The organism is Pseudarthrobacter sp. PvP004 (genome assembly GCF_017876035.1).
Classification (GTDB): Bacteria; Actinomycetota; Actinomycetes; order Actinomycetales; family Micrococcaceae; genus Arthrobacter; species Arthrobacter aurescens_A.
Genome location: NZ_JAGINL010000001.1, coordinates 492,754 through 512,521, shown reverse-complemented (window position 1 = coordinate 512,521; position 19,768 = coordinate 492,754). Strand labels below are relative to the sequence as shown.

Sequence of the window (19,768 nt, the reverse complement as noted above, 5' to 3'; positions counted from 1 at the left end):
CCCATCACAACGCACGCTTCCTGGGTCCGGGCACCTGGGCGTCCGATTCGCGCAAGTACAGCGGAGTGGAGTCCAACAACGCCTGTCCGGCCGTGAGCTTGGCCAAAGCGAACTGGCCCAGCGACGCCGCATCCGGCTGCGTGGTGGCGAAATCTTCATCCGCTTTCAAGACATCGGAATACAAGCCTGCGCCTGCGCCGAACACCGGCAAGTCCGGAAGCTCGGAGGCGAAACCAACATGGGGGCCGTCCACAAGTTCCGGAAGCTGGCCGTCGTCCAATGTATAACGGGCCCAGTACACCTCTTTGCGCCGGGCATCCGTAGCAACAAGGAATTCGGGGGTGGCCGCCGTGGACTCCGCAACTTCCAACGCGATGGCATCCAGGCTCATCAGCCCGTACAAGGGCTTGTTCCACACGAAAGCGAGGGTGCGGGCGGTCGCAATGCCGGAGCGGAGTCCGGTGAAAGGGCCAGGTCCCACGCCGGTGACGATCGCGTCGATGTCCGAGCCCGTGACCCCCGCGCCAGCCAGAAGCTTCTGGATCCCGGGAGCCAGCACTTCGGCGTGGCTGCGGGTGTCCTCCGTGGCAAAGGATTCCACCACGCTTTCCATGGCATCGTCCGAAATCAGGGCCGCGCTGGCAACCGCTGAAGTATCAATAGCCAGGATCAGCATCAATTGCCTTCCACCAGGGCAGTAGTTTCAAGGAGTTGCGGCGTTATGGCCCAACGGGGACCGAATCCCCGGAAAACGATAGTGCGGGGCTCGTCGTCGTCATCGGTATCGAAGTCCAACACGTCGCCGTCCGTAGCCGCTGCCGTGCTTTCCCCACCGACAGCTCTGAGCAGGTCAACCTCTAAACGGCTGTCCGAGAGGTGCTCCACACGGTCCCGGCCCCACTCCACAACGGTGACCGCTGTGTCCATGGTGTTCTCAAGATCGATGTCATCGATCTCCGCTGCCGAGTCCAACCGGTACGCGTCAACATGGACCAGGTCCGGACCACCCGGCCTGGGGCCATCGGCAAGATTGGGGTGGATCCTGACCAGCACGAACGTGGGCGAAATGATGCCGGCACGGACGCCCAGACCCTCGCCGAGTCCCTGGGTGAACGTCGTCTTGCCCGCACCCAGTTCGCCGGTCAGGACCAGAAGATCCCCGGCCTCCAGCACCTCACCTAGAGCTGCTGCGAGCGCGTGCGTCTGTTCCGCCGTCGTGACCTTCAGCGTTCGCTCCCACTGTGGATTGCTCACAGCGCTGCCGTTTCGGCTTGGCCGCTGACGACCGCCGGTGCGTGCGGCTGTGCGGGCATTTCGTTGACGTAGCTGCGAGGGACCCGGGGGCTGATGCGCGTCACGATTTCGTAGTTGTTGGTTCCGGCGGCGGCCGCCCAATCATCCGCGGTGGGGCCGCCGTCGGCACCGTTGCCGAACATCACGGCCTCCGCGCCCTTGAGGCCTGCCGCCGCTTCAGGGGACAGCGGTCCCAAGTCGATGACCATCTGGTCCATGGCAATCCTGCCGACTACCGGGTAGTTGATGCCGTTCACCCGCACGGGGCCCCCGGTGGCAATCCTGGGGACGCCGTCAGCATAGCCCAGCGGCACCAGGCCCAGCGTGCTTTCCTCGATGGTCCGGTAGTTGAGTCCGTAGGAAACACCCTGGCCTTCGGGCACCTTCTTGCAGTTGGACAGTAGTGTCCGGACGGTCATGGCGGGATGCAGGCCAAGTTCAGCAGACGTTGCACCGTCAAAGGGCGACAATCCGTAAATGCCCAGGCCCACGCGGACCAGGTCGAAGTGGGAGTCCGGGCGGGACAGGGCTGCGGGCGTGTTGGCAATGTGCCGGACCTCGGTATCCACGCCGGCGTCCTCCGCCATGGCAAGGGCTTCGCGGAAAACGGCCAGTTGCTCATCGGTTTCCGGGCGTTCCGGCTCGTCAGCAACTGCGAGGTGCGAGAAAACGCCCACCACCCGCAGGAGGCCTTGGTCCTGGTATTCCATGGCCTGGCCCAACAACTGGTCCCAATCGGCGATGGTGCACCCGTTGCGGCCCAGACCTGTGTCCACTTTGAGGTGCACACGCGCCGGGCGCTCCTGTTCCCGGGCTGCAGCCACCACGGCTTCCAGCTCCCAGCCGGAAATTCCGACGTCGATGCCGGCGGCGACTGCCGCTTGGAAGTTGCTTTCGCGGGTGTGCAACCAGGCGAGCAGCGGGGCTTCGACACCGGCGGCGCGCAAGGCGAGCGCTTCGGAAATGTGGGCGACGCCCAGCCAGGCAGCTCCGGCGTCGAGGGCTGCCCGGGCAACCTGTACAGCACCGTGGCCGTAAGCGTCTGCCTTCACCACGGCCATAACAGCGGCCGGGGAGGCAATACCGACGAACTGACGAACGTTGTGCCGCACGGCGTCGAGGTCGATCACGGCGGAGCGTTCCAGCACCGCTGACTTTGCTATGGAGGCCTTCGACCCGATACCGATATCTGCAGCTGCTTCGTAAGTCACCCTAGAGATTCTAGTGCTGTCAGTGAACTCGGGTTAACTGCGGGCACCCCGCGCCCCTACTGTGCGTCCGACAAATGCGCGATGGTGGCCCGGGCTCGTCGTTGGGCCTCCGCCGGGATGTCCTTCACGATCGGTTCCAAAAAGGCGAAGCGCCGCAACCATTGACTCGACTGACGTTCCTTCCGCGCGTTCGCCCGTTGCCACCAGTCGGCGATGTCGCCCCACCCCGGTGCTGCCAGTGAGCCACCAACTTCCTGGACCGCCAAGGAGGCGCAAAGGTTCGCGAACCGTAGCCTGTCCCCCAATCTCCAGCCTGCCAGGCATCCCACAATGAAGGCCGCCCCGAAACAGTCCCCCGCACCGGTGGGATCGGAAGCCGATACGGGCAGTGACGGCACCCATTCCTCTTCCCCGGTTTCCGAATCCACTGCCACCGCGCCTTGAGGGCCAAGAGTTACCACGGCCACCGGGACGCGGTCAGCCAGCGAATACAACGCCGCCCACGGGTCAGCTTTTCCGGTGAACGCCATCGCTTCGGGAGCATTGGGCAGGAAGGCATGGAAGTTGGCCAGCTGGTCCAGCCGCCGCTCCGACCACTGCCCGGTGGGGTCCCAGCCCACCACGCCAAAGAGTTTGGTGCCTGCATCCTTCGCTGCGAGCATCCACGGTTCCATCTCCTCGCCTAAATCGGCGACGGCGGCGAGCGCCTTGGGTGGCTTCCCAATCAGTTCCGAGGAACTGATCGGGGCGGGGTGGCCGTGCGTGACCATGGACCTGTCCTGGTTGACGCACATGGATACCGTCACTGGTGAGTGCCAGCCGGGAACTCTTTGCGAGAGCGAGAGGTCAACGTGTTCCTGGCTTTCCAGGATCTGCCAGTTGTAATCGCCGTAGCCGTCGTCCCCGAAGGTTGCCGCGAGGTTGGTCCGCAAGCCCAGCCGGGAAGCGGCAATGGCCTGATTAGCAACACCTCCCGGGCAACTGCCCATGCCTTCGCTCCACACCTCCGTGCCGGGTTCGGGAGCGTGCGGAAGTCCGGTAAAAATGATGTCCTGGAAAACCGTTCCTGTCAGGAGGAGATCGCACTGGTGGTCCCCGTCCGACCGCACGGCAGCCAAGGGGTCGAATCGTCGCTGGGGCATAGCGTCCATGCACGGCAGACTACGCTGCACGTGCTGGGCTGCATAGACTCGGATCATGCGGCTCATGATCGCCGGCGGCGGCGGATTCCGGGTTCCCCTTGTGTACCGCGCCTTGTGTGCGGGTCCCTTTGCCGGGTTGGTAGATGAACTCGTCCTCTTTGACGTGGACGGCTCACGGCTCGCTGCCATGGAGGCGGTACTCCGCGACATGCCCGCCGACGAAGGTTCCGCTCCCGCCGTCGTGGTTTCCACGGACCTCGGGCAGGCACTCACCGGGACGGACATGGTGTTCGCCGCGATCCGTCCGGGCGGCACCGCCGGGCGGATCACTGACGAACAGATTCCCTTGGGATTGGGGTTGCTGGGTCAGGAGACGACAGGCGCAGGAGGCATCTCGTACGCTCTCCGCTCCATTCCCCACATGTTGGAACTCGCTGCGGCGATGCGTCGCCACTGCCCCGACGCGTGGCTCATCAACTTCACCAATCCGGCTGGCATGGTCACCGAAGCGCTGGTTCCCATCCTGGGGCGCCGGGTGATCGGCATCTGCGACTCGGCCGGTGGCTTGGTCCAGCGCGCTGCCCGCGCTGCCGGTGCGCCCCTCAACGAAGGAACCCTCGACGGCGTGGGCTACTACGGCCTGAACCACCTCGGGTGGCTTTATCGGTTGGCACCTGCTGGACGGGACCTGTTGCCGGGTCTGCTGTCCGACCGCGTTGCCCTGGAGACCATGGAGGAAGGGCGGTTGTTCGGGCAGCACACTCTGGAAAAACTCGGCTGCCTGCCCAACGAATACCTTTACTACTACTACCAAACGGCACAGGCCACCGAAGCCATCGGACAGCAAAGCGAAACCCGTGGAACGTCTATCCACCAACAGCAAAATTCGCTGTACCCAAGCCTTCTTCAGGATCCGCATCCGTACCGGCTGTGGGATGCCGCCCGACGCTCCCGCGAGGAAGGCTACCTGGCCGAAGCCCGGACGCACGGGGAGCAACGCGACGAGTCTGATCTCGCAGGCGGCGGCTACGAACGCGTTGCCCTGTCCGTCATGCGGGCGCTGTCCGGCGGCGGGACCGCCCAGCTGATTCTCAACGTGCCCAACTCACCGGTGTCTGCTCCTGGGCCAGCGGCGGAGGTGGCCGTTCCCGGATTGCCGGCGGACGCCGTCGTCGAGGTTCCTTGCCAGGTAACGCCCGACGGCGCATTGCCGCTTCCGCAGGAACGGCCGGACGGGCCGTTCCTCACCCTGATGCAGCACGTCAAGGAGGTGGAACGGCTAACCATCCGTGCGGTTGTTGCCGGCGATCGCGAGGCTGCCGTTCAAGCATTTGCCGCGCACCCGCTGGTGGGTTCGGTCTCCTTGGGCCGGCAACTGCTGGAGGGGTACGAGGCCGCTTTTCCTGAGTTAAGCCAGTTGTGGACCTAGAGCTTTCTGTACATGACGTGCAGGCCCACGTAGCCGATTTCCGGGTGGTCGAAGGCTTCAGGAACCGTGGCCAGGATCTTGAACCCCATGGATTGCCATAGCCACACCGCTCTTACATTGCTCTCCACCACGGCGTTGTACTGCATGGAATGGAACCCTGCGGCCTTGGCTTCGCTCAGCGAGTAGGCACACAACGCCCTGGCAATTCCCTGGCCCGAGTTGTTGGCCCCCACCATGTACCCGGCGTTAGCAACGTGGCTTCCACCGCCCGCTTGGTTAGCGTGGAACTCCCCTGTTCCCAGGATCTCGCCTGTGTCCCGGTTCACCGCCACGAAGGTCTGGCCGGGAGCGACCTTGATCCATTTGGTCCTGGCTGTTGCTTCGCTGGTATCGCGGTCCCAGGTAAAGGTCTCGCCCTCACGGATCACGGGCTCCAGGATGGACCAGATGCCTGCCCAGTCGTCAGGCGTTGCTTTGCGGATGTGGAAGGTTTGTTCTTGGCTCACAGCCGCCACGCTAGCAGCCTTGTCCACATAGCGGAGTTTGCCGGAATGGGAACTCGGGGGCAGGAGTAGTGTTTTCTGCAGGGCAAAGCTGATTTTTGTTGTGATCGTGAGGAGGACCGGGTGCCGTTGATCCGTCGTGTGGCGTTCCTGTCGTTGCACACCTCCCCCATGGAGCAGCCCGGCGCGGGTGATGCCGGGGGCATGAACGTCTACGTACGGGCGCTGGCCATGGCGCTTGCCGAGTCCGGCGTGGAGGTAGAGATCTTCACCCGTTCCACCAAAGCCGGCCAGCCCGCCGTCGAACACCCCGGACCGGGCGTTTGCGTCCATAACGTCATGGCAGGTCCGCGCCGCAAACTGCCCAAGGAAGAACTGCCGGAGCTCCTGCACCACATGGTGGAGGAAATCGACAGAATCCGCCTCCAACAGCTCCACGGCCGTTACGACGCCATCCATTCCCACTACTGGGTTTCCGGCGTCGCAGGGCTTGAACTGTCAGAGTTATGGGGCGTTCCGCTGGTCCACACCATGCACACCATGGCAAAGGTCAAAAACCTCGTCCTGGAGTCCGGGGAAAGGCCTGAGCCACGGCGCCGGGAAGAAGGCGAACAACATATTGTGGACGGCGCTGCCCGGTTGGTGGCCAACACCCCCGCGGAGGCCGACGAACTGGTTTCCCACTACGGGGCAGACCTTGACCGGATTGACGTTGCCCCGCCCGGGGTGGACCTGAAGGTGTTCACGCCATCGTTTCGGCGGAAGTCCCGTTCCTTGCGAGGTGTCAGGCCGGACAGCTTCCATATTCTCTTCGCCGGCAGGATCCAGCGGCTCAAAGGCCCCCAGGTTTTTGTGAAGGCAGCCGGTATCCTTCGAAAACGCCGGCCGGACATCGATCTGGAAATGACAATCCTGGGTTCGCTCAGCGGCGCCAAGGACTTCAACCTCCAACACTTTATTGAAGACGCCGGACTGGCCGACGTCGTCACTCACCGGCCGCCTGTTGTGGCACCGGAGCTGGCCAGTTGGTTCCGGTCCGCAGACGTCGTGGTAATGCCGTCCTTCAGCGAATCCTTCGGTTTGGTGGCGTTGGAAGCACAGGCGTGCGGTACCCCCGTTGTGGCTACCAACGTTGGTGGTCTTTCCCGCGCCATCTCAGACGGACGAACGGGCATACTGGTGGACGGGCACCACCCCTCCGACTGGGCGGACGCCCTGGAAGACCTCTACGACGACGTCCAAACCCGGGAGGACATGGGCCGCCTGGCTGCCACCCACGCCGAGTCCTTTGGGTGGCAGCGCACAGCCGCCATCACCTTGGAAAGCTACCGGGAGGCCGTCAGCGGCCTGTTGGTTCCCAGGCGCTGAGTCTTCGCCAGGATCCGCTCCAGGGCTGATAGATTGTCGCGCACAGCGTAAGAACCCCAGCAGCAGCATCCCCGCTGCGGGCAGAGCCGAAGGACAACGATGTCTGAAAACAAGGTCCTGAGCGATCTTGAAATTGCCCACAACGCCACCATGCTTCCCGTTGAAGCAATCGCCGAACGCGCGGGCATCAATGTGGATGCCCTTGAGCTGTATGGGCCGTACAAGGCCAAGATCAATACGGCCAAGCTGGTGCTCCCCCGGGGAAAGGCGCCCGGCAAGGTGGTGCTGGTCTCTGCCATGTCCCCCACCCCGGCAGGCGAGGGCAAGTCCACCACCACTGTGGGACTCGCGGACTCCCTGGCCCGCGCTGGCCACAAAGTGATGATTGCCCTGCGCGAGCCCTCCCTGGGCCCCATCCTCGGCATGAAGGGCGGGGCTACGGGCGGGGGCTATTCCCAGGTGTTGCCCATGGATGACATCAACCTGCACTTCACCGGCGACTTCCACGCCATCACGTCCGCAAACAACGCCCTCATGGCACTCGTGGATAACCACATCTTCCAGGGCAACCAACTCGGAATCGATCCACGCCGCATGACGTTCAAGCGCGTGCTGGACATGAACGACCGTGCATTGCGGGAAGTCGTCATCGGACTCGGCGGGCCCATGCAGGGAGTGCCCCGGCAAGACGGCTTCGATATCACGGTGGCTTCGGAAATCATGGCGGTCTTCTGCCTCGCCACAGACCTCGACGACCTCCGGGAACGGCTGGGACGCATCACCTTCGGGTACACCTACGATCGCACCCCGGTCACCGTTTCGGACCTCGGCGTGGAGGGGGCCTTGACCATGCTTTTGAAGGACGCCATCAAGCCGAATCTCGTCCAAACCATCGCAGGCACCCCCGCCTTGGTCCACGGCGGTCCCTTCGCGAACATTGCGCACGGCTGCAATTCGTTGATCGCCACCAGCACCGCCATGCAGCTTGCCGACATCGTGGTTACTGAGGCCGGCTTCGGCGCAGATCTCGGTGCCGAGAAGTACATGGACATCAAAGCGCGCATCGCCGAGGTGGCACCATCCGCCGTCGTGGTGGTTGCCACAATCCGCGCCCTCAAGATGCAGGGCGGCGTTCCCAAGGAGAAACTCAACGAGCCAAATGTCGAGGCTGTCGCCGCCGGCGTCGAGAATTTGAAAAGGCACGTGGGAAACGTGGCGAAGTTCGGTATCTCCCCCGTTGTTTCCATCAACAAGTTTGGATCAGACACTCCCGAGGAACTTGAGTGGCTCCTCGCTTGGTGCGCTGCAGAAGGCGTGGAAGCGGCCGTCGCTGATGTCTGGGGCCGAGGGGGTGGAGGCGATGGCGGTGACGAGCTGGCGGCCAAAGTCGCAGCAGCTTTGGAAGCCCCGTCCAACTTCCACCACCTGTACCCGCTGGAACTCGGTGTTGAGGACAAGATCCGCACGATTGTGCAGGAGATCTACGGAGCCGACGGAGTGGAGTTTTCAGTCCCCGCGCTCAAGCGTCTCGCCGAGATCGAGAAGAACGGCTGGTCAGGACTCCCGGTGTGCATGGCCAAGACACAGTACTCGTTTACTGACGATGCCTCGAGGCTTGGCGCGCCCAAGGGATTCCGCGTGCACGTCCGCGAACTGATTCCCAAGACGGGTGCCGGTTTCATCGTTGCGTTGACCGGCGCGGTGATGACCATGCCCGGCCTCCCCAAGGAACCGGCCGCGATGCGCATGGACGTCGACGCGGACGGCAACCCTACGGGCCTTTTCTAACCCTCTCTCACATCCCACCCCCTTCCGGCCAACCCTCTCCCACATCCCACCCCTTCCGGCCAACCCTCTCTCACTCTTTCTAGGAAAGTGATAGAGCGTCCGGCTCAAACCCGAGGGATGTGAGAGAGCGTCCGGGAACGACAGACGCCCTCCCACATCAGTGGAAGGGCGTCTGTTCAAACCGTGGTGGTTTAGCGCTCGATGTCGCCGCGGATGAAGGCTTCAACCTTGTCGCGGGCGAGGTCGTCGTTGAACTGCTCCGGCGGCGACTTCATGAAGTAGCTCGAGGCGGAAAGCAGCGGACCGCCGATGCCGCGATCCAAGCCGATCTTCGCAGCGCGGATGGCGTCGATGATCACGCCGGCAGAGTTCGGGGAGTCCCACACTTCGAGTTTGTACTCGAGGGAAACCGGAGCGTCACCGAAGTTGCGGCCCTCAAGGCGGACGAAGGCCCACTTGCGGTCATCGAGCCAGGCAACGTAGTCGGACGGTCCGATGTGGACGTCGTCGGCGTGCAGCTCGGCTTCTACGTTCGAGGTCACGGCCTGGGTCTTGGAGATCTTCTTGGACTCGAGGCGGTCGCGCTCCAGCATGTTCTTGAAGTCCATGTTGCCGCCGACGTTCAGCTGGTATGTGCGGTCCAGCGTGACGCCGCGGTCTTCGAAGAGCTTGGCCATGACGCGGTGCGTGATGGTGGCACCGATCTGGCTCTTGATGTCGTCGCCAACGATCGGGACACCGGCTTCGGTGAACTTGTCAGCCCACTCCTTGGTGCCGGCGATGAAGACCGGGAGGGCGTTGACAAAAGCAACTCCGGCGTCGATGGCGCACTGGGCGTAGAACTTGGCTGCCTGGTCCGAACCGACGGGCAGGTAGCAGACCATGACGTCGGCTTTGGCTTCGCGGAGCGCAGCGACGATGTCAACGGCTTCATCCGGAGCCTCGACGATCGTTTCGCGGTAGTACTTGCCAAGACCGTCAAGGGTGTGGCCGCGCTGAACAGTCACACCGGTTGCGGGAACGTCGGCAATCTTGATGGTGTTGTTTTCGCTGGCGCCGATGGCGTCTGCGAGGTCCAGTCCAACCTTTTTGCTATCGACGTCGAAAGCAGCAACGAAGTGGACGTCGTTGACGTGGTACTGGCCGAACTCGACGTGCATCAGACCCGGGATCGTGGCCTTGGGGTCAGCGTCGCGATAGTACTGAACACCTTGGACCAGCGATGCGGCGCAGTTACCTACACCGACAATGGCAACACGAATCGGATGTGAAGACACGGAACTCCTTTTGAGAAATAACCTCAGGTGCCAGGCGCATCCCTGACTGAGTCCAGGGCACGGCTAATTGGCACGGCGCCATTCGGCGCACACTTGCATTGTAACCAACACAGCGGAAGCCGGTTTTGTTCCCTACCGGCTTCCGCTGTTTATGTCAGTTCTTGAAGGTTACTTCTGAGCCCACAGATTGATGTCCGACTCGACGGCGAACTCGTCAATCGCAGTCAGCTCATCTGTAGTGAACTTCAGGTTGTTGATCGCGCTGAGAGTGTCCTCAAGCTGGGCCACGCTGGAGGCACCAACAAGCGCGGATGTCACCGGCGAACCCTTGGGCTGATCGCGAAGGATCCACGCAATGGCCATCTGCGCGAGGGTCTGCCCCCGACCCTCGGCAATGGCGTTCAGGCCGCGCACGCGGTCCAGCTTGTCTTCCGTCAGCGCGGACTCGGACAGGAAGCGTTCCTTGGCTGCGCGGGAGTCCGCCGGAACGCCGTTGAGGTACCGGTTGGTGAGCATGCCTTGCGCGAGCGGTGAGAAGGCGATGGATCCTGCGCCCACCTGGTCCAGTGCCTCGTAGAGGTTGGGTGAGCCGTTCTCGGTCCACCGGTTCAGCATGGAGTAGCTGGGCTGGTGGATCAGCAGCGGGGTGCCAAGCTCCTTCAGGATCCGTGCGGCTTCGAGGGTCTGCTCCGGGGTGTAGGAGGAGATGCCCGCGTAAAGTGCTTTGCCGGACCGGACTGCGTAGTCCAAGGCGCCCATGGTCTCTTCCAGCGGCGTCTCGGGGTCGGGACGGTGGCTGTAGAAGATGTCCACATAGTCCAGGCCCATGCGCTCCAGCGACTGGTCCAGGCTGGAGATCAGGTATTTGCGGGATCCCCACTCGCCGTAAGGGCCGGGCCACATGTAGTAACCGGCTTTGGTGGAGATGACCAGTTCGTCACGGTACGGCTTGAAGTCGTCTTTCAGGTGACGCCCGAAGTTGGTCTCGGCCGATCCGTCCGGCGGTCCGTAGTTGTTGGCGAGGTCGAAGTGGTTCACGCCGAGGTCGAATGCACGGCGAAGGATGGCGCGCTGTTCGTCGAAACGTTTGTCGTCGCCGAAGTTGTGCCAAAGGCCCAGCGAGATAGCGGGTAGCTTGAGCCCGCTGCGTCCGACGCGGCGGTAGGGCATGGTTTCGTAGCGGTTTTCCGCAGCCGAATAAGTCATACGTACCATCCTGCCACTGCATAAACCGGGGTGACGGCGCTGTCCGCATTGTGGGCGCCGTCACCCTCGATCCATGGACTTACTGGACGCGCACGACGGCGGCGCTAGCGCCGGGAAGCGTCAGCGTCCCGGCTTCCAGGGCTGCTTCGCCGTCGGTGGCCAGCAGCACGGAGCCGCTCAGTGGCGTTTCGAGTGCGTCGTCCCCGAAGTTGCATACCACCCGGACGGTGCCGCGGGTGAACTGCAGCCAGTGTTCGTCGTCGTCGAACTCAACGGAAGTCTCACCGAAGCCGCCCTCCACCAATTCCGGGGTGTTACGGCGCAGCTGTGCCAAATCCTTGTAGAGCTGCAGCAAGCGTGCGTGGTCCCCATCGCCGATTTCATCCCACTTGAGCTTGGAACGCTGGAACGTCTCCGGGTCCTGCGGATCAGGAACAACTGCCGGATCCCATCCCATGCGTTCAAACTCCTTGATCCGTCCCTCGGCTGTTGCCTTGCCCAGCTCTGGTTCTGGGTGGGACGTGAAAAACTGCCACGGGGTGGAGGCCCCAAACTCCTCACCCATGAACAACATGGGCGTGAAGGGGGATGTCATGGTCAGCACAGCGCCGATGGCCAACTGTCCGTAGGACAACGTAGCCGTGAGCCTGTCACCGATGGCGCGGTTGCCGATTTGGTCGTGGTTCTGGAGGCAGACCACCAGTGCCGACGGGTGGGCCAAGTCACGCCGAATGGGCCTTCCATGGTGTCGTCCTCTGAAACTGGAGTAGCTTCCGTCGTGGAGGAATCCGTGTTCAAGGACTTTTGCCAGCACTGCCAGAGAGTCGAAGTCCGAGTAGTAGCCGGTGGTCTCCCCGCTGAGATTGACGTGGACGGCGTGGTGGAAGTCATCGCTCCATTGGCCTTCCAAACCGTAGCCGTTGTCCTGGCTCGGGTAGATGAGCCGAGGGTTGTTCAGATCGGATTCAGCGATCAAGGTCCTGGGTATACCTGTTTCGGCCTCAATCTGGTCTCCCAGCGCCCCGAACTCTTCGAGGATGTGCACGGCGCGCTCGTCCCGAAAAGCATGCACAGCGTCGAGTCGGAGTCCGTCCACATGGTAGTCCCGGAGCCACATCGCTGCATTGTCCAGAATGTAGCGGCGAACGTCGTCCGAGCCGGGGCCGTCAAGGTTTACGGAATCACCCCAGGTGTTGCCCTCTCCCGATTTCAGGTACGGGCCGAACTTGGGCAGATAGTTGCCGCTCGGCCCGAGGTGGTTGTAAACAACGTCCTGGATGATACCAAGGCCCGCTGCATGCGCCGCGTCCACAAAGCGCTGGTACGCGGCCGGACCGCCGTAAGGCTCGTGAACGGCATACCAAAGGACGCCGTCGTAGCCCCAGTTGTGAACCCCGTTGAACCCGTTGACCGGCAGCAGTTCAATGAAATCGACGCCGAGGTCCACCAGGTAGTCCAGTTTCCCGGCGGCGGCATCCAGCGTGCCTTCAGGAGTGAAGGTGCCCAGATGTAGTTCGTAGATCACGGAACCCTTGAGGTTCCGCCCTTTCCACTCGCTGTCCTTCCATTCATGGACGGAGGGATCGAAGGTCGCGGACAGCTGATGAACCCCGTCCGGCTGCCTCCGTGAGCGCGGATCGGGGAACGGACCCTCCCCGTCCAGTACGTAGCCGTACCGAACCCCGTCGGTTTCCTCTGCCACCACATCAGCCGGCGCGCGCCACCATCCGGAGGCGGCGCCGTCGTGATGCTTTTCCATGGCGTATTCCCGGTCGTCGGCGAGCAGCCGAACAGAACCAGCGTTCGGCGCCCAGACGTCGTAACGGTTTTTTCCAGCAGCGTGCTCCAGCATCAAGCTCCCCTGTACGTGTTTAAGCGTGCTTTGCAGTGACGATGTTGCCAGTCCAGCGATCAGGCCAGTCCAGCGATCAGGCCAGTCCAGCGATCAGGCCGTGGGCACCAACAGGGCCACCGGGTAATGCTCCAGCAAGGTGGCCACCGGAACAGCACCGGCCCCGTATGTAGCTCCCGTGAGTTCATCCCGGCAGTTCACAGTCAATTCAATGGTCGTGTCCCGCCAGCCGCCTTCGCTTGCGAGCCGCTTGGGCAGGCGTGTGGCAACGGTGAGGGCTCCGCGACGGTCCGCCCCGCGGTCGAAAGCCACCACGTGTCCCGCTGCAGCGCCTTGGGCCGCGACCGGTAGGTAACCGGCGAACAGCTCAGGCCTGTCACGGCGCAGCCTTAGTGCGCGGGAAACCACCAGGAGTTTGGCGGATTCATCCGTGAACGCGGGCTTGGCGCCATCATCCAGCTCCCCCAAGGCAGCGATGCGGGCTTGGAAGTCCACCGGCCGCCGGTTGTCGGGGTCCGTCAGTGAACCGTCCCTGAATTCCGTCCCTTGGTAGACGTCCGGGACGCCGGGCATGGTCAGCTGGATCAGCTTGGCGGACAGCGAGTTGGACGTTCCGTAGGGTTCGAGTTCTTCCACGAAGTTCGTCAGCGCGGCGGCAACCTCGGGGACGTCGAAAACGGCGTCGACGGCGGTAGCCAACTTAGGCTCGAACTCCTGGTTGGGGTCGGTCCAGTTGGTGGAGTTCCCGGCTTCGCGGGCCGCTTTCAAGGCGTAGGACTGCAGTCGTTGGCGATCTGCAGGCCACGCGCCGACGATTGACTGCCAGACCAAGGCGGAGAGGGGTCCGTCCGGGATGGGGGCGAGCTCCTGAACGGTGCCAAGGAACAGCTCCCATTCCGGTACTGCCTCGGAGATGACCGAGATCCTGGCCCGTGCATCCTCGCTCCGCTTGGTGTCGTGCGTGCTCAGGGTGGTCATGGAGAGCGGCAAGAGCTGCTGCCTTCGGGCCATGCGCTCATGGAAGACTCCGCTGGGGATGGAGAATTCCGTGGGATCAGCGCCCACTTCCGTCAGTGATCCAAGCCGCGTGTAGCGGAAGAACGCGGTGTCCTCCACGCCCTTGGCCATCACCATGCCGGATGTCTGCTGGAAACGCTGGGCCAGCAGGCTGGATTCATCCAACAGGAGAGGCTGAAGCTGGCTGAGGACAGTTGCCAGGTCGGGGCGCTCCCTGGCGGCGTTTTCCACGGACTCTACGAGGGTCTTCCCGCCATAGGGCAGATATGTCCTGTAGATAGGGAAGCAGCAGATGACTTCAGCCAGGGCGTCGGCCACCTTGGCGAACGGCAGTTCCAAGGATTCAGGCACAAGGCGGGCAAGACGCAGGATCTCCGAGCGCAAGATGCCATCCGCGATCCGACGCTTGGTCGCATGAATCATGGCGTGGTAATCCGCTGGGGCGTCCGCGTTCCGCAGACGGGCATCAAGGGAGTTCAGGTACTCTTCAGCCGCTGGGTCCACAAAAAGACGGTCAACGTCGGCCAAGGCGTCATACCCGGTGGTGCCTTCGCAGTCGAAGGTCTCCGGCAACTGCTCCCCCGGTTCCAGGATCTTTTCCACCAAAAGGTAAGCGCCCGCCGTCGCTTCGCGCAGCCTTGCGAGGTATCCCTCGGGATCGGCGAGCCCATCCGGGTGGTCGATCCTCAGCCCGTCCACCAGGCCTTCACGGAACCAGCGAACAATCTCTTTATGGGACTCGTCAAAGACCCAGGGAACCTCAACGCGCACTCCGGCCAAGGTGTTAACAGCAAAGAACCGGCGGTAGTTCAGGTCAGCGTCGGCCCGGCGCCAGCCGACCAACTCATAGTGCTGCCGCTCATGGACCTCGCGCGGGCTATCCCCGGACGCGTACGTTCCTTCGGCCAACGGGAAACTGTGATCGTAGTACCGCAGTTCGTCGTCCACCACCTTCAGCTCGTCAAGGTCGTCGTCACTGCCCAGGACAGGGATGCGGATCTTCCCGCCGCCGAAGTCCCAGTCGACGTCGAAAGCCTCGGCGTATTTTGAACCGCGGCCTTCCTTCAGCAGCTGCCACCACCACGCATTCTGCTTGGGCGAAGCAACACCCATGTGGTTGGGCACGATGTCGGCCAGGATGCCCAGACCCTTGTCCTTCGCTGCCGCGGACAGTGCGGAAAGCCCCTCGGGCCCTCCCCTTGAGGGATCCACAGTGGAGGGATCGGTGACGTCATAGCCGTGATCCGAACCCTTCTCCGCGGTGAGGATCGGTGAGACGTAGACCCAATCGATTCCCAGGGTGCGCAAGTATCCGGTGAGCTCAGCCGCATCCTGCAACGTGAAGCTCGGGCGAATTTGGAGCCGGTACGTCGAAACGGGGGTTTTCACGAGTCCGCCTTCTTCGGGTCGCCGGCGTCCTTGGACTCAGCCGGCGCGTCCGCCTTGTAGTCGAACGGCAAGGACGTCACTGCAGGGGCGGTGATGGATGCCGTTTCCGGAGTGCTTGTCTGCGTAAGAGCTGCAAGGGAGGCTGCCACCGAGTGATCGGGTTCAATCTCAGGAGTGCTGTGGGCGCGAAGTACCACCAAGGACTTGCCGCCTACCATGAGGATCTGATCGGGCTTGATGACGCCGGCTTCAGCACCTTCTCCAGCGGTATCGATCATGACATCCCAAGCAGGCGCATACTCATCGGAAGGAATCCGGAAGCCTACTTCGTCCTGGTCGGCGTTGAAGTACAACAGGAAATTGACGTCGGTGATGCGTCGCCCCTGTGTATCCCGGCCATGGATACCGTCTCCATTGAGGAACACGCCCACGGAGCGTCCCAAAGCTTCGTCCCAATCGGACGGCGTCATAGTGCTCGCGTCAGCGTCCAGCCATACGATGTCCGGCAGACGCTCGCCTTCTCCACGGAGCACCGGGCGCCCATCGAAGAATCGGCTGCGACGCAGGCTGGGGTGTTTGGCCCGGAGTGCGCTAACCGCCGCCGTGAACTCGATCAGGGGTTGGTCAACGTTGTCCCAGTTGATCCACGTCAACTCTGAGTCCTGGCAGTAACCGTTGTTGTTGCCGTTTTGGGTCCTGCCGAGTTCGTCTCCGTGCAGAAGCATGGGAACGCCCTGGGACAGGAACAGCGAGGCTATGAAGTTGCGCTGCTGACGCGCCCTCAGGCCAAGGACCGTGGGATCATCCGTGGGCCCTTCCGCACCGCAGTTCCAGGAACGGTTGTGGGATTCGCCGTCGTTGTTGTCTTCACCGTTGGCCTCGTTGTGCTTCTCGTTGTAGGAGACGAGGTCGGCCAGGGTAAAGCCATCGTGTGCGGTGACGAAGTTAATCGACGCCACAGGGCGACGCCCGGAATGTTCGTAGAGGTCCGCCGAGCCGGTGAGCCGGGAAGCGAACTCGCCCAAGGTGGAAGGTTCCCCGCGCCAGAAGTCGCGGACGGTGTCGCGGTATTGGCCGTTCCACTCCGTCCATTGCGGAGGGAAGTTACCCACCTGATACCCACCAGGTCCAACGTCCCACGGCTCAGCAATGAGCTTGACTTGGGACACTACCGGGTCCTGCTGGATGAGTTCGAAGAAGGTGGACAGCTTGTCCACATCGTAGAACTCACGGGCCAGCGTGGAGGCGAGGTCGAAACGGAATCCGTCAACGTGCATCTCGGTGACCCAGTAACGCAGCGAATCCATGAGCAGCTGGAGCGAGTGCGGGCTGCGGACGTTGAGCGAGTTGCCCGTGCCGGTGTAATCCATGTAGTACTTCTGGTCGTCTTCCACCAGGCGGTAGTACGCGGAGTTGTCAATGCCCTTGAAAGACAGGGTGGGTCCAAGGTGGTTTCCCTCGGCGGTGTGGTTGTACACGACGTCGAGGATGACCTCGATACCAGCGGTGTGCAGCGCCCGCACCATGGCCTTGAAGTCCTGGACCTGCTGGCCGGTATCACCCTTGGAGCTGTAACTGTTGTGGGGCGCGAAGAAACCGATGGTGTTGTAGCCCCAGTAGTTGTTCAGGCCCTTGTCCTGCAGGATGCCGTCGTTGACGAACTGGTGCACCGGCATGAGTTCGATGGCCGTGATCCCCAGCTTCTGCAGATGGGAAATAACAGCCGGGTGGGCGACGCCGGCATACGTGCCGCGTTGCTCCTCGGGCACTTCCGGATGCATCTGGGTGAGGCCCTTGACATGTGCCTCGTAGATCACGGACTTGTGGTACGGAATCCGCAAGAGCTTGTCGCCGTCCCAGTCGAAGAACGGGTTGATGACCACGCCCAGCATCATGTGCGGCGCGGAGTCCTCGTCATTGCGGGAATCCGGGTCCCCCATGTTGTACGAGAACAGGGAAGGGTCCCAGTCGATCTGCCGGTGGATGGCCTTGGCGTAAGGATCCAGCAGCAGCTTGTTGGGGTTGAAGCGCTGGCCCGCGTCGGGGTCGTAAGGCCCGTGTACACGGTAGCCGTACTTCTGCCCGGGCTGAACCTGCGGCAGGTAACAGTGCCACACATAACCGTCTACCTCGGTAACAGCGACGCGAACCTCCGCGCCGTCGTCGTCGAAGAGGCAAAGCTCTACTTTTTCGGCCTTCTCGCTAAACAGCGCGAAGTTGGTTCCGGTGCCGTCAAAGGTGGCACCCAGCGGATAAGCCGATCCAGGCCAGACTTCCATGCGTTCTCCTCTTGATGATGCGAACAACTGTTGCAAGCCTACTCATGCCCCCAGACACCGACAGCAACCTTACGGTCTTGTTCGGTCGTATTCCGCGTTGAGCGAACCAATGACGCGTGGTACAGCTGCCATGATCGCCGACGCGGTAAGGGGTCCTCCGTCAAAATTTGCGGACGCCAGGGCTCCTGCCCGGCCGTGGACGCTCGCCGCCACCGCGGCGAGGGCGGCCCAGCGGTCCTCGAGCTTCAAGCCCAAGCGGGCATACGCGCCGTCGTCATCATTGATCGATTCAGCCGCCTGCGCCAGCAACGCGCCCAGAACGCCGGCCAGAACATCGCCGCTGCCTGCTGTCGCCATCCAAGCGGTGCCATCCGATTGACTGAAGACAACGCCCGACGGCGAGGACACCAGAGTGGTGGCACCCTTCAGGAGCACGGTGGCTCCGGTTTGTTCGGCGGCCTGACGCACAAAGTGCAGGGGCCGGGATTCGACGTCGTCGCGGGTGACTTTTACCTCGCCCGTAGAAGGAAGCGAACCCAGCAACGTGGCCAGCTCACCGGCGTGGGGAGTCAAAATCCAATGGGGCGGGCAACGATCCGGCAGGAGGCTCAAAGCTCCTGCATCCACAATCACCGGCAACCCGTCGGCGAGGGCCGACGATCCGGCATCCCTCGCCCGCTCCAGCTGTTCCTCGCCGGCGACCCCGGACCCTAGTAACCATGCTTGGACGCGGCCGGGATCATCCGTTTCCCAGAGGGCTTCCGGGGTTCGGGCCAGAACCAGTTGAGCTGCTGCTTGGGGTCCGAGGTAGCGCACCATGCCCGAGCCGGCGAGGGCAGCCGCGTGCACGCTCAAGACAGCCGCTCCGGCAAAACGCGCCGAACCCGCTACTACACCAAGGACGCCCCGGGAGTATTTGTGGGCGCGCCGGCCGGGGTTGGGCAGCAAAGCGCCGATGTCCGAGGCAGTGAGCCTCCGAAGCTCGGGGCTGTTGTGTTCCAGCTGTTTCTCGATACCGATCGGAACCCGCTCCACGCGTCCGGCACAGCCTTCACCCGGATCTGCCATGAGCCCGGCCTTGATGCCGCCGAATGTCACGGTGACATCCGCATCCAGCACCGGCCAATGCACTTCGCCGGTGTTTGCGTCCAGTCCGCTGGGGAGGTCGCAAGCCACTACCAAGCGAGGACGCAGCTCTTGAAGCGAGGCCACCAGTTCGGCAGAGGCGTCCCGCAGCCCACCGCGCGCGCCGGTCCCGAGCAGGGCATCAATAATGACGTCATCCCCGGCGCACAGGACTGCGAGCTCTTCCGCGTTCGCGGCCTCCAGCCGCACAACACGCCCTCCGGCCGCAACAAAGGCAGCCAGCGCCTCCGCATGGACTTCAGCCGCGGCGAGGACCGCCGTCGTGCGCATTCCGCGTCGGGCCAGCAAAGCCGCAGCGAAGAGGCCATCGCCGCCGTTGTTGCCCTTGCCGACCAGCACCGTGACGCTCGCACCCGCAAGCTTTCGCCTCTTTTTGACCTCACGAGCCACCGCATGGGCCAACCCGTAAGCCGCCCGCTGCATAAGAACAGCGCCCTCACCGGAGGCCAGGAGCGGTTGTTCCGCATCCCTGATCTGTTGTCCGGTGAAGGCGCTGATCATTGCTTATAAGTCCGTTTAGCCCTCGGCGAGGACAGTCGCCGTGGCGATTCCCCCGTCGTGGCTCATGGACAGGTGCCAGCGCTTGACGCCCTTGGCCTCGGCCACGGCGAGCACCGTTCCCTTGACCTGGACGGTAGGTCCGTTCTCGTCGAGGCCGATCCAGCAATCCTGCCAGTTCATGCCCGCCGGAGCGCCCAGAACCTTGGCCACCGCTTCCTTGGCAGCAAAGCGTGCTGCCAAGGACCGGGTGTTGAGTTCCCGCTCGGCAGGAACAAACAGACGGTCCCGGAGTCCGGGTGTCCGTTCCAACTGCCGGCCGAACCGCTCGATGTCTACGACGTCTACGCCAATGCCAACAATCATGGCG

Annotated in this window: 15 protein-coding genes; 3 read left to right on the top strand and 12 right to left on the bottom strand. The window is 62.9% G+C overall.

Annotation, left to right across the window (positions count from 1 at the left end; genetic code table 11):
• Positions 1–4: 4 nt before the first annotated feature.
• The 4 genes from tsaB to J3A64_RS02285 are packed head-to-tail and all read right to left on the bottom strand — an operon-like array spanning position 5 to position 3,655.
• Positions 5–676 (bottom strand): tRNA (adenosine(37)-N6)-threonylcarbamoyltransferase complex dimerization subunit type 1 TsaB, encoded by a 672-nt coding sequence (gene tsaB, locus J3A64_RS02300; protein WP_210063559.1) that lies wholly within the window; start codon positions 674–676, stop codon positions 5–7.
• Complete coding sequence (tsaE, locus tag J3A64_RS02295; protein ID WP_210063558.1) at positions 676–1,254, bottom strand: tRNA (adenosine(37)-N6)-threonylcarbamoyltransferase complex ATPase subunit type 1 TsaE; 579 nt, start codon at positions 1,252–1,254, stop codon at positions 676–678. Before tsaE ends, tsaB begins: the two co-directional genes overlap by 1 nt.
• On the bottom strand, positions 1,251–2,504 hold the full coding sequence (alr, locus tag J3A64_RS02290) for an alanine racemase (protein ID WP_011775536.1): 1,254 nt from the start codon (positions 2,502–2,504) through the stop codon (positions 1,251–1,253). The genes tsaE and alr overlap by 4 nt, the downstream gene beginning before the upstream one ends.
• A gap of 56 nt (positions 2,505–2,560) precedes the next feature.
• A complete protein-coding gene (locus J3A64_RS02285) occupies positions 2,561–3,655 on the bottom strand; it encodes a carbohydrate kinase family protein (protein WP_238324342.1) in 1,095 nt (364 codons plus the stop codon).
• 46 nt (positions 3,656–3,701) lie between these two features.
• Here J3A64_RS02285 and J3A64_RS02280 point away from each other — a divergent pair, with 46 nt between their 5' ends.
• Positions 3,702–5,075, top strand: a complete 1,374-nt coding sequence (locus tag J3A64_RS02280) for a 6-phospho-beta-glucosidase (protein ID WP_210063557.1) — start codon at positions 3,702–3,704, stop codon at positions 5,073–5,075.
• Here the strand turns inward: J3A64_RS02280 and J3A64_RS02275 are convergent.
• Entirely contained in the window at positions 5,072–5,590 is a 519-nt protein-coding gene (locus tag J3A64_RS02275; RefSeq protein WP_210066038.1) for a GNAT family N-acetyltransferase, read from the bottom strand. The genes J3A64_RS02280 and J3A64_RS02275 overlap by 4 nt on opposite strands.
• Before the next feature lie 111 nt (positions 5,591–5,701).
• Here J3A64_RS02275 and mshA point away from each other — a divergent pair, with 111 nt between their 5' ends.
• Both mshA and J3A64_RS02265 read left to right on the top strand, forming a co-directional pair.
• Positions 5,702–6,946: a D-inositol-3-phosphate glycosyltransferase gene (mshA, locus tag J3A64_RS02270; protein WP_210063556.1), complete on the top strand. Its 1,245-nt coding sequence runs from the start codon at positions 5,702–5,704 to the stop codon at positions 6,944–6,946.
• A 99-nt stretch (positions 6,947–7,045) separates the two neighbouring features.
• Positions 7,046–8,734: a formate--tetrahydrofolate ligase gene (locus J3A64_RS02265; RefSeq protein WP_011775541.1), complete on the top strand. Its 1,689-nt coding sequence runs from the start codon at positions 7,046–7,048 to the stop codon at positions 8,732–8,734.
• Between the two features lie 191 nt (positions 8,735–8,925).
• On the opposite strand, the gene J3A64_RS02260 is transcribed toward J3A64_RS02265, so the two are convergent.
• From J3A64_RS02260 to J3A64_RS02230, 7 genes are all read right to left on the bottom strand, one after another.
• Positions 8,926–10,011 carry an inositol-3-phosphate synthase gene (locus J3A64_RS02260; RefSeq protein WP_011775542.1) on the bottom strand — a complete coding sequence of 362 codons (1,086 nt, stop codon included), beginning with the start codon at positions 10,009–10,011 and terminating at the stop codon, positions 8,926–8,928.
• Between the two features lie 168 nt (positions 10,012–10,179).
• The gene (gene mgrA, locus J3A64_RS02255) at positions 10,180–11,217 is read right to left on the bottom strand and encodes an L-glyceraldehyde 3-phosphate reductase (RefSeq protein WP_014922368.1); all 1,038 of its coding nucleotides are present in this window, start codon (positions 11,215–11,217) and stop codon (positions 10,180–10,182) included.
• A gap of 79 nt (positions 11,218–11,296) precedes the next feature.
• The gene (gene treZ / locus J3A64_RS02250; RefSeq protein WP_210063555.1) at positions 11,297–13,069 is read right to left on the bottom strand and encodes a malto-oligosyltrehalose trehalohydrolase; all 1,773 of its coding nucleotides are present in this window, start codon (positions 13,067–13,069) and stop codon (positions 11,297–11,299) included.
• A 93-nt stretch (positions 13,070–13,162) separates the two neighbouring features.
• Entirely contained in the window at positions 13,163–15,475 is a 2,313-nt protein-coding gene (gene treY, locus J3A64_RS02245; protein ID WP_210063554.1) for a malto-oligosyltrehalose synthase, read from the bottom strand.
• Complete coding sequence (gene glgX, locus J3A64_RS02240; RefSeq protein ID WP_011775546.1) at positions 15,472–17,754, bottom strand: glycogen debranching protein GlgX; 2,283 nt, start codon at positions 17,752–17,754, stop codon at positions 15,472–15,474. The genes treY and glgX overlap by 4 nt, the downstream gene beginning before the upstream one ends.
• A 69-nt stretch (positions 17,755–17,823) precedes the next feature.
• A complete protein-coding gene (locus J3A64_RS02235) occupies positions 17,824–19,401 on the bottom strand; it encodes an NAD(P)H-hydrate epimerase (protein ID WP_210063553.1) in 1,578 nt (525 codons plus the stop codon).
• A 15-nt stretch (positions 19,402–19,416) separates the two neighbouring features.
• Positions 19,417–19,764 carry a holo-ACP synthase gene (locus J3A64_RS02230; RefSeq protein WP_011775548.1) on the bottom strand — a complete coding sequence of 116 codons (348 nt, stop codon included), beginning with the start codon at positions 19,762–19,764 and terminating at the stop codon, positions 19,417–19,419.
• Between the last annotated feature and the right edge of the window lie 4 nt (positions 19,765–19,768).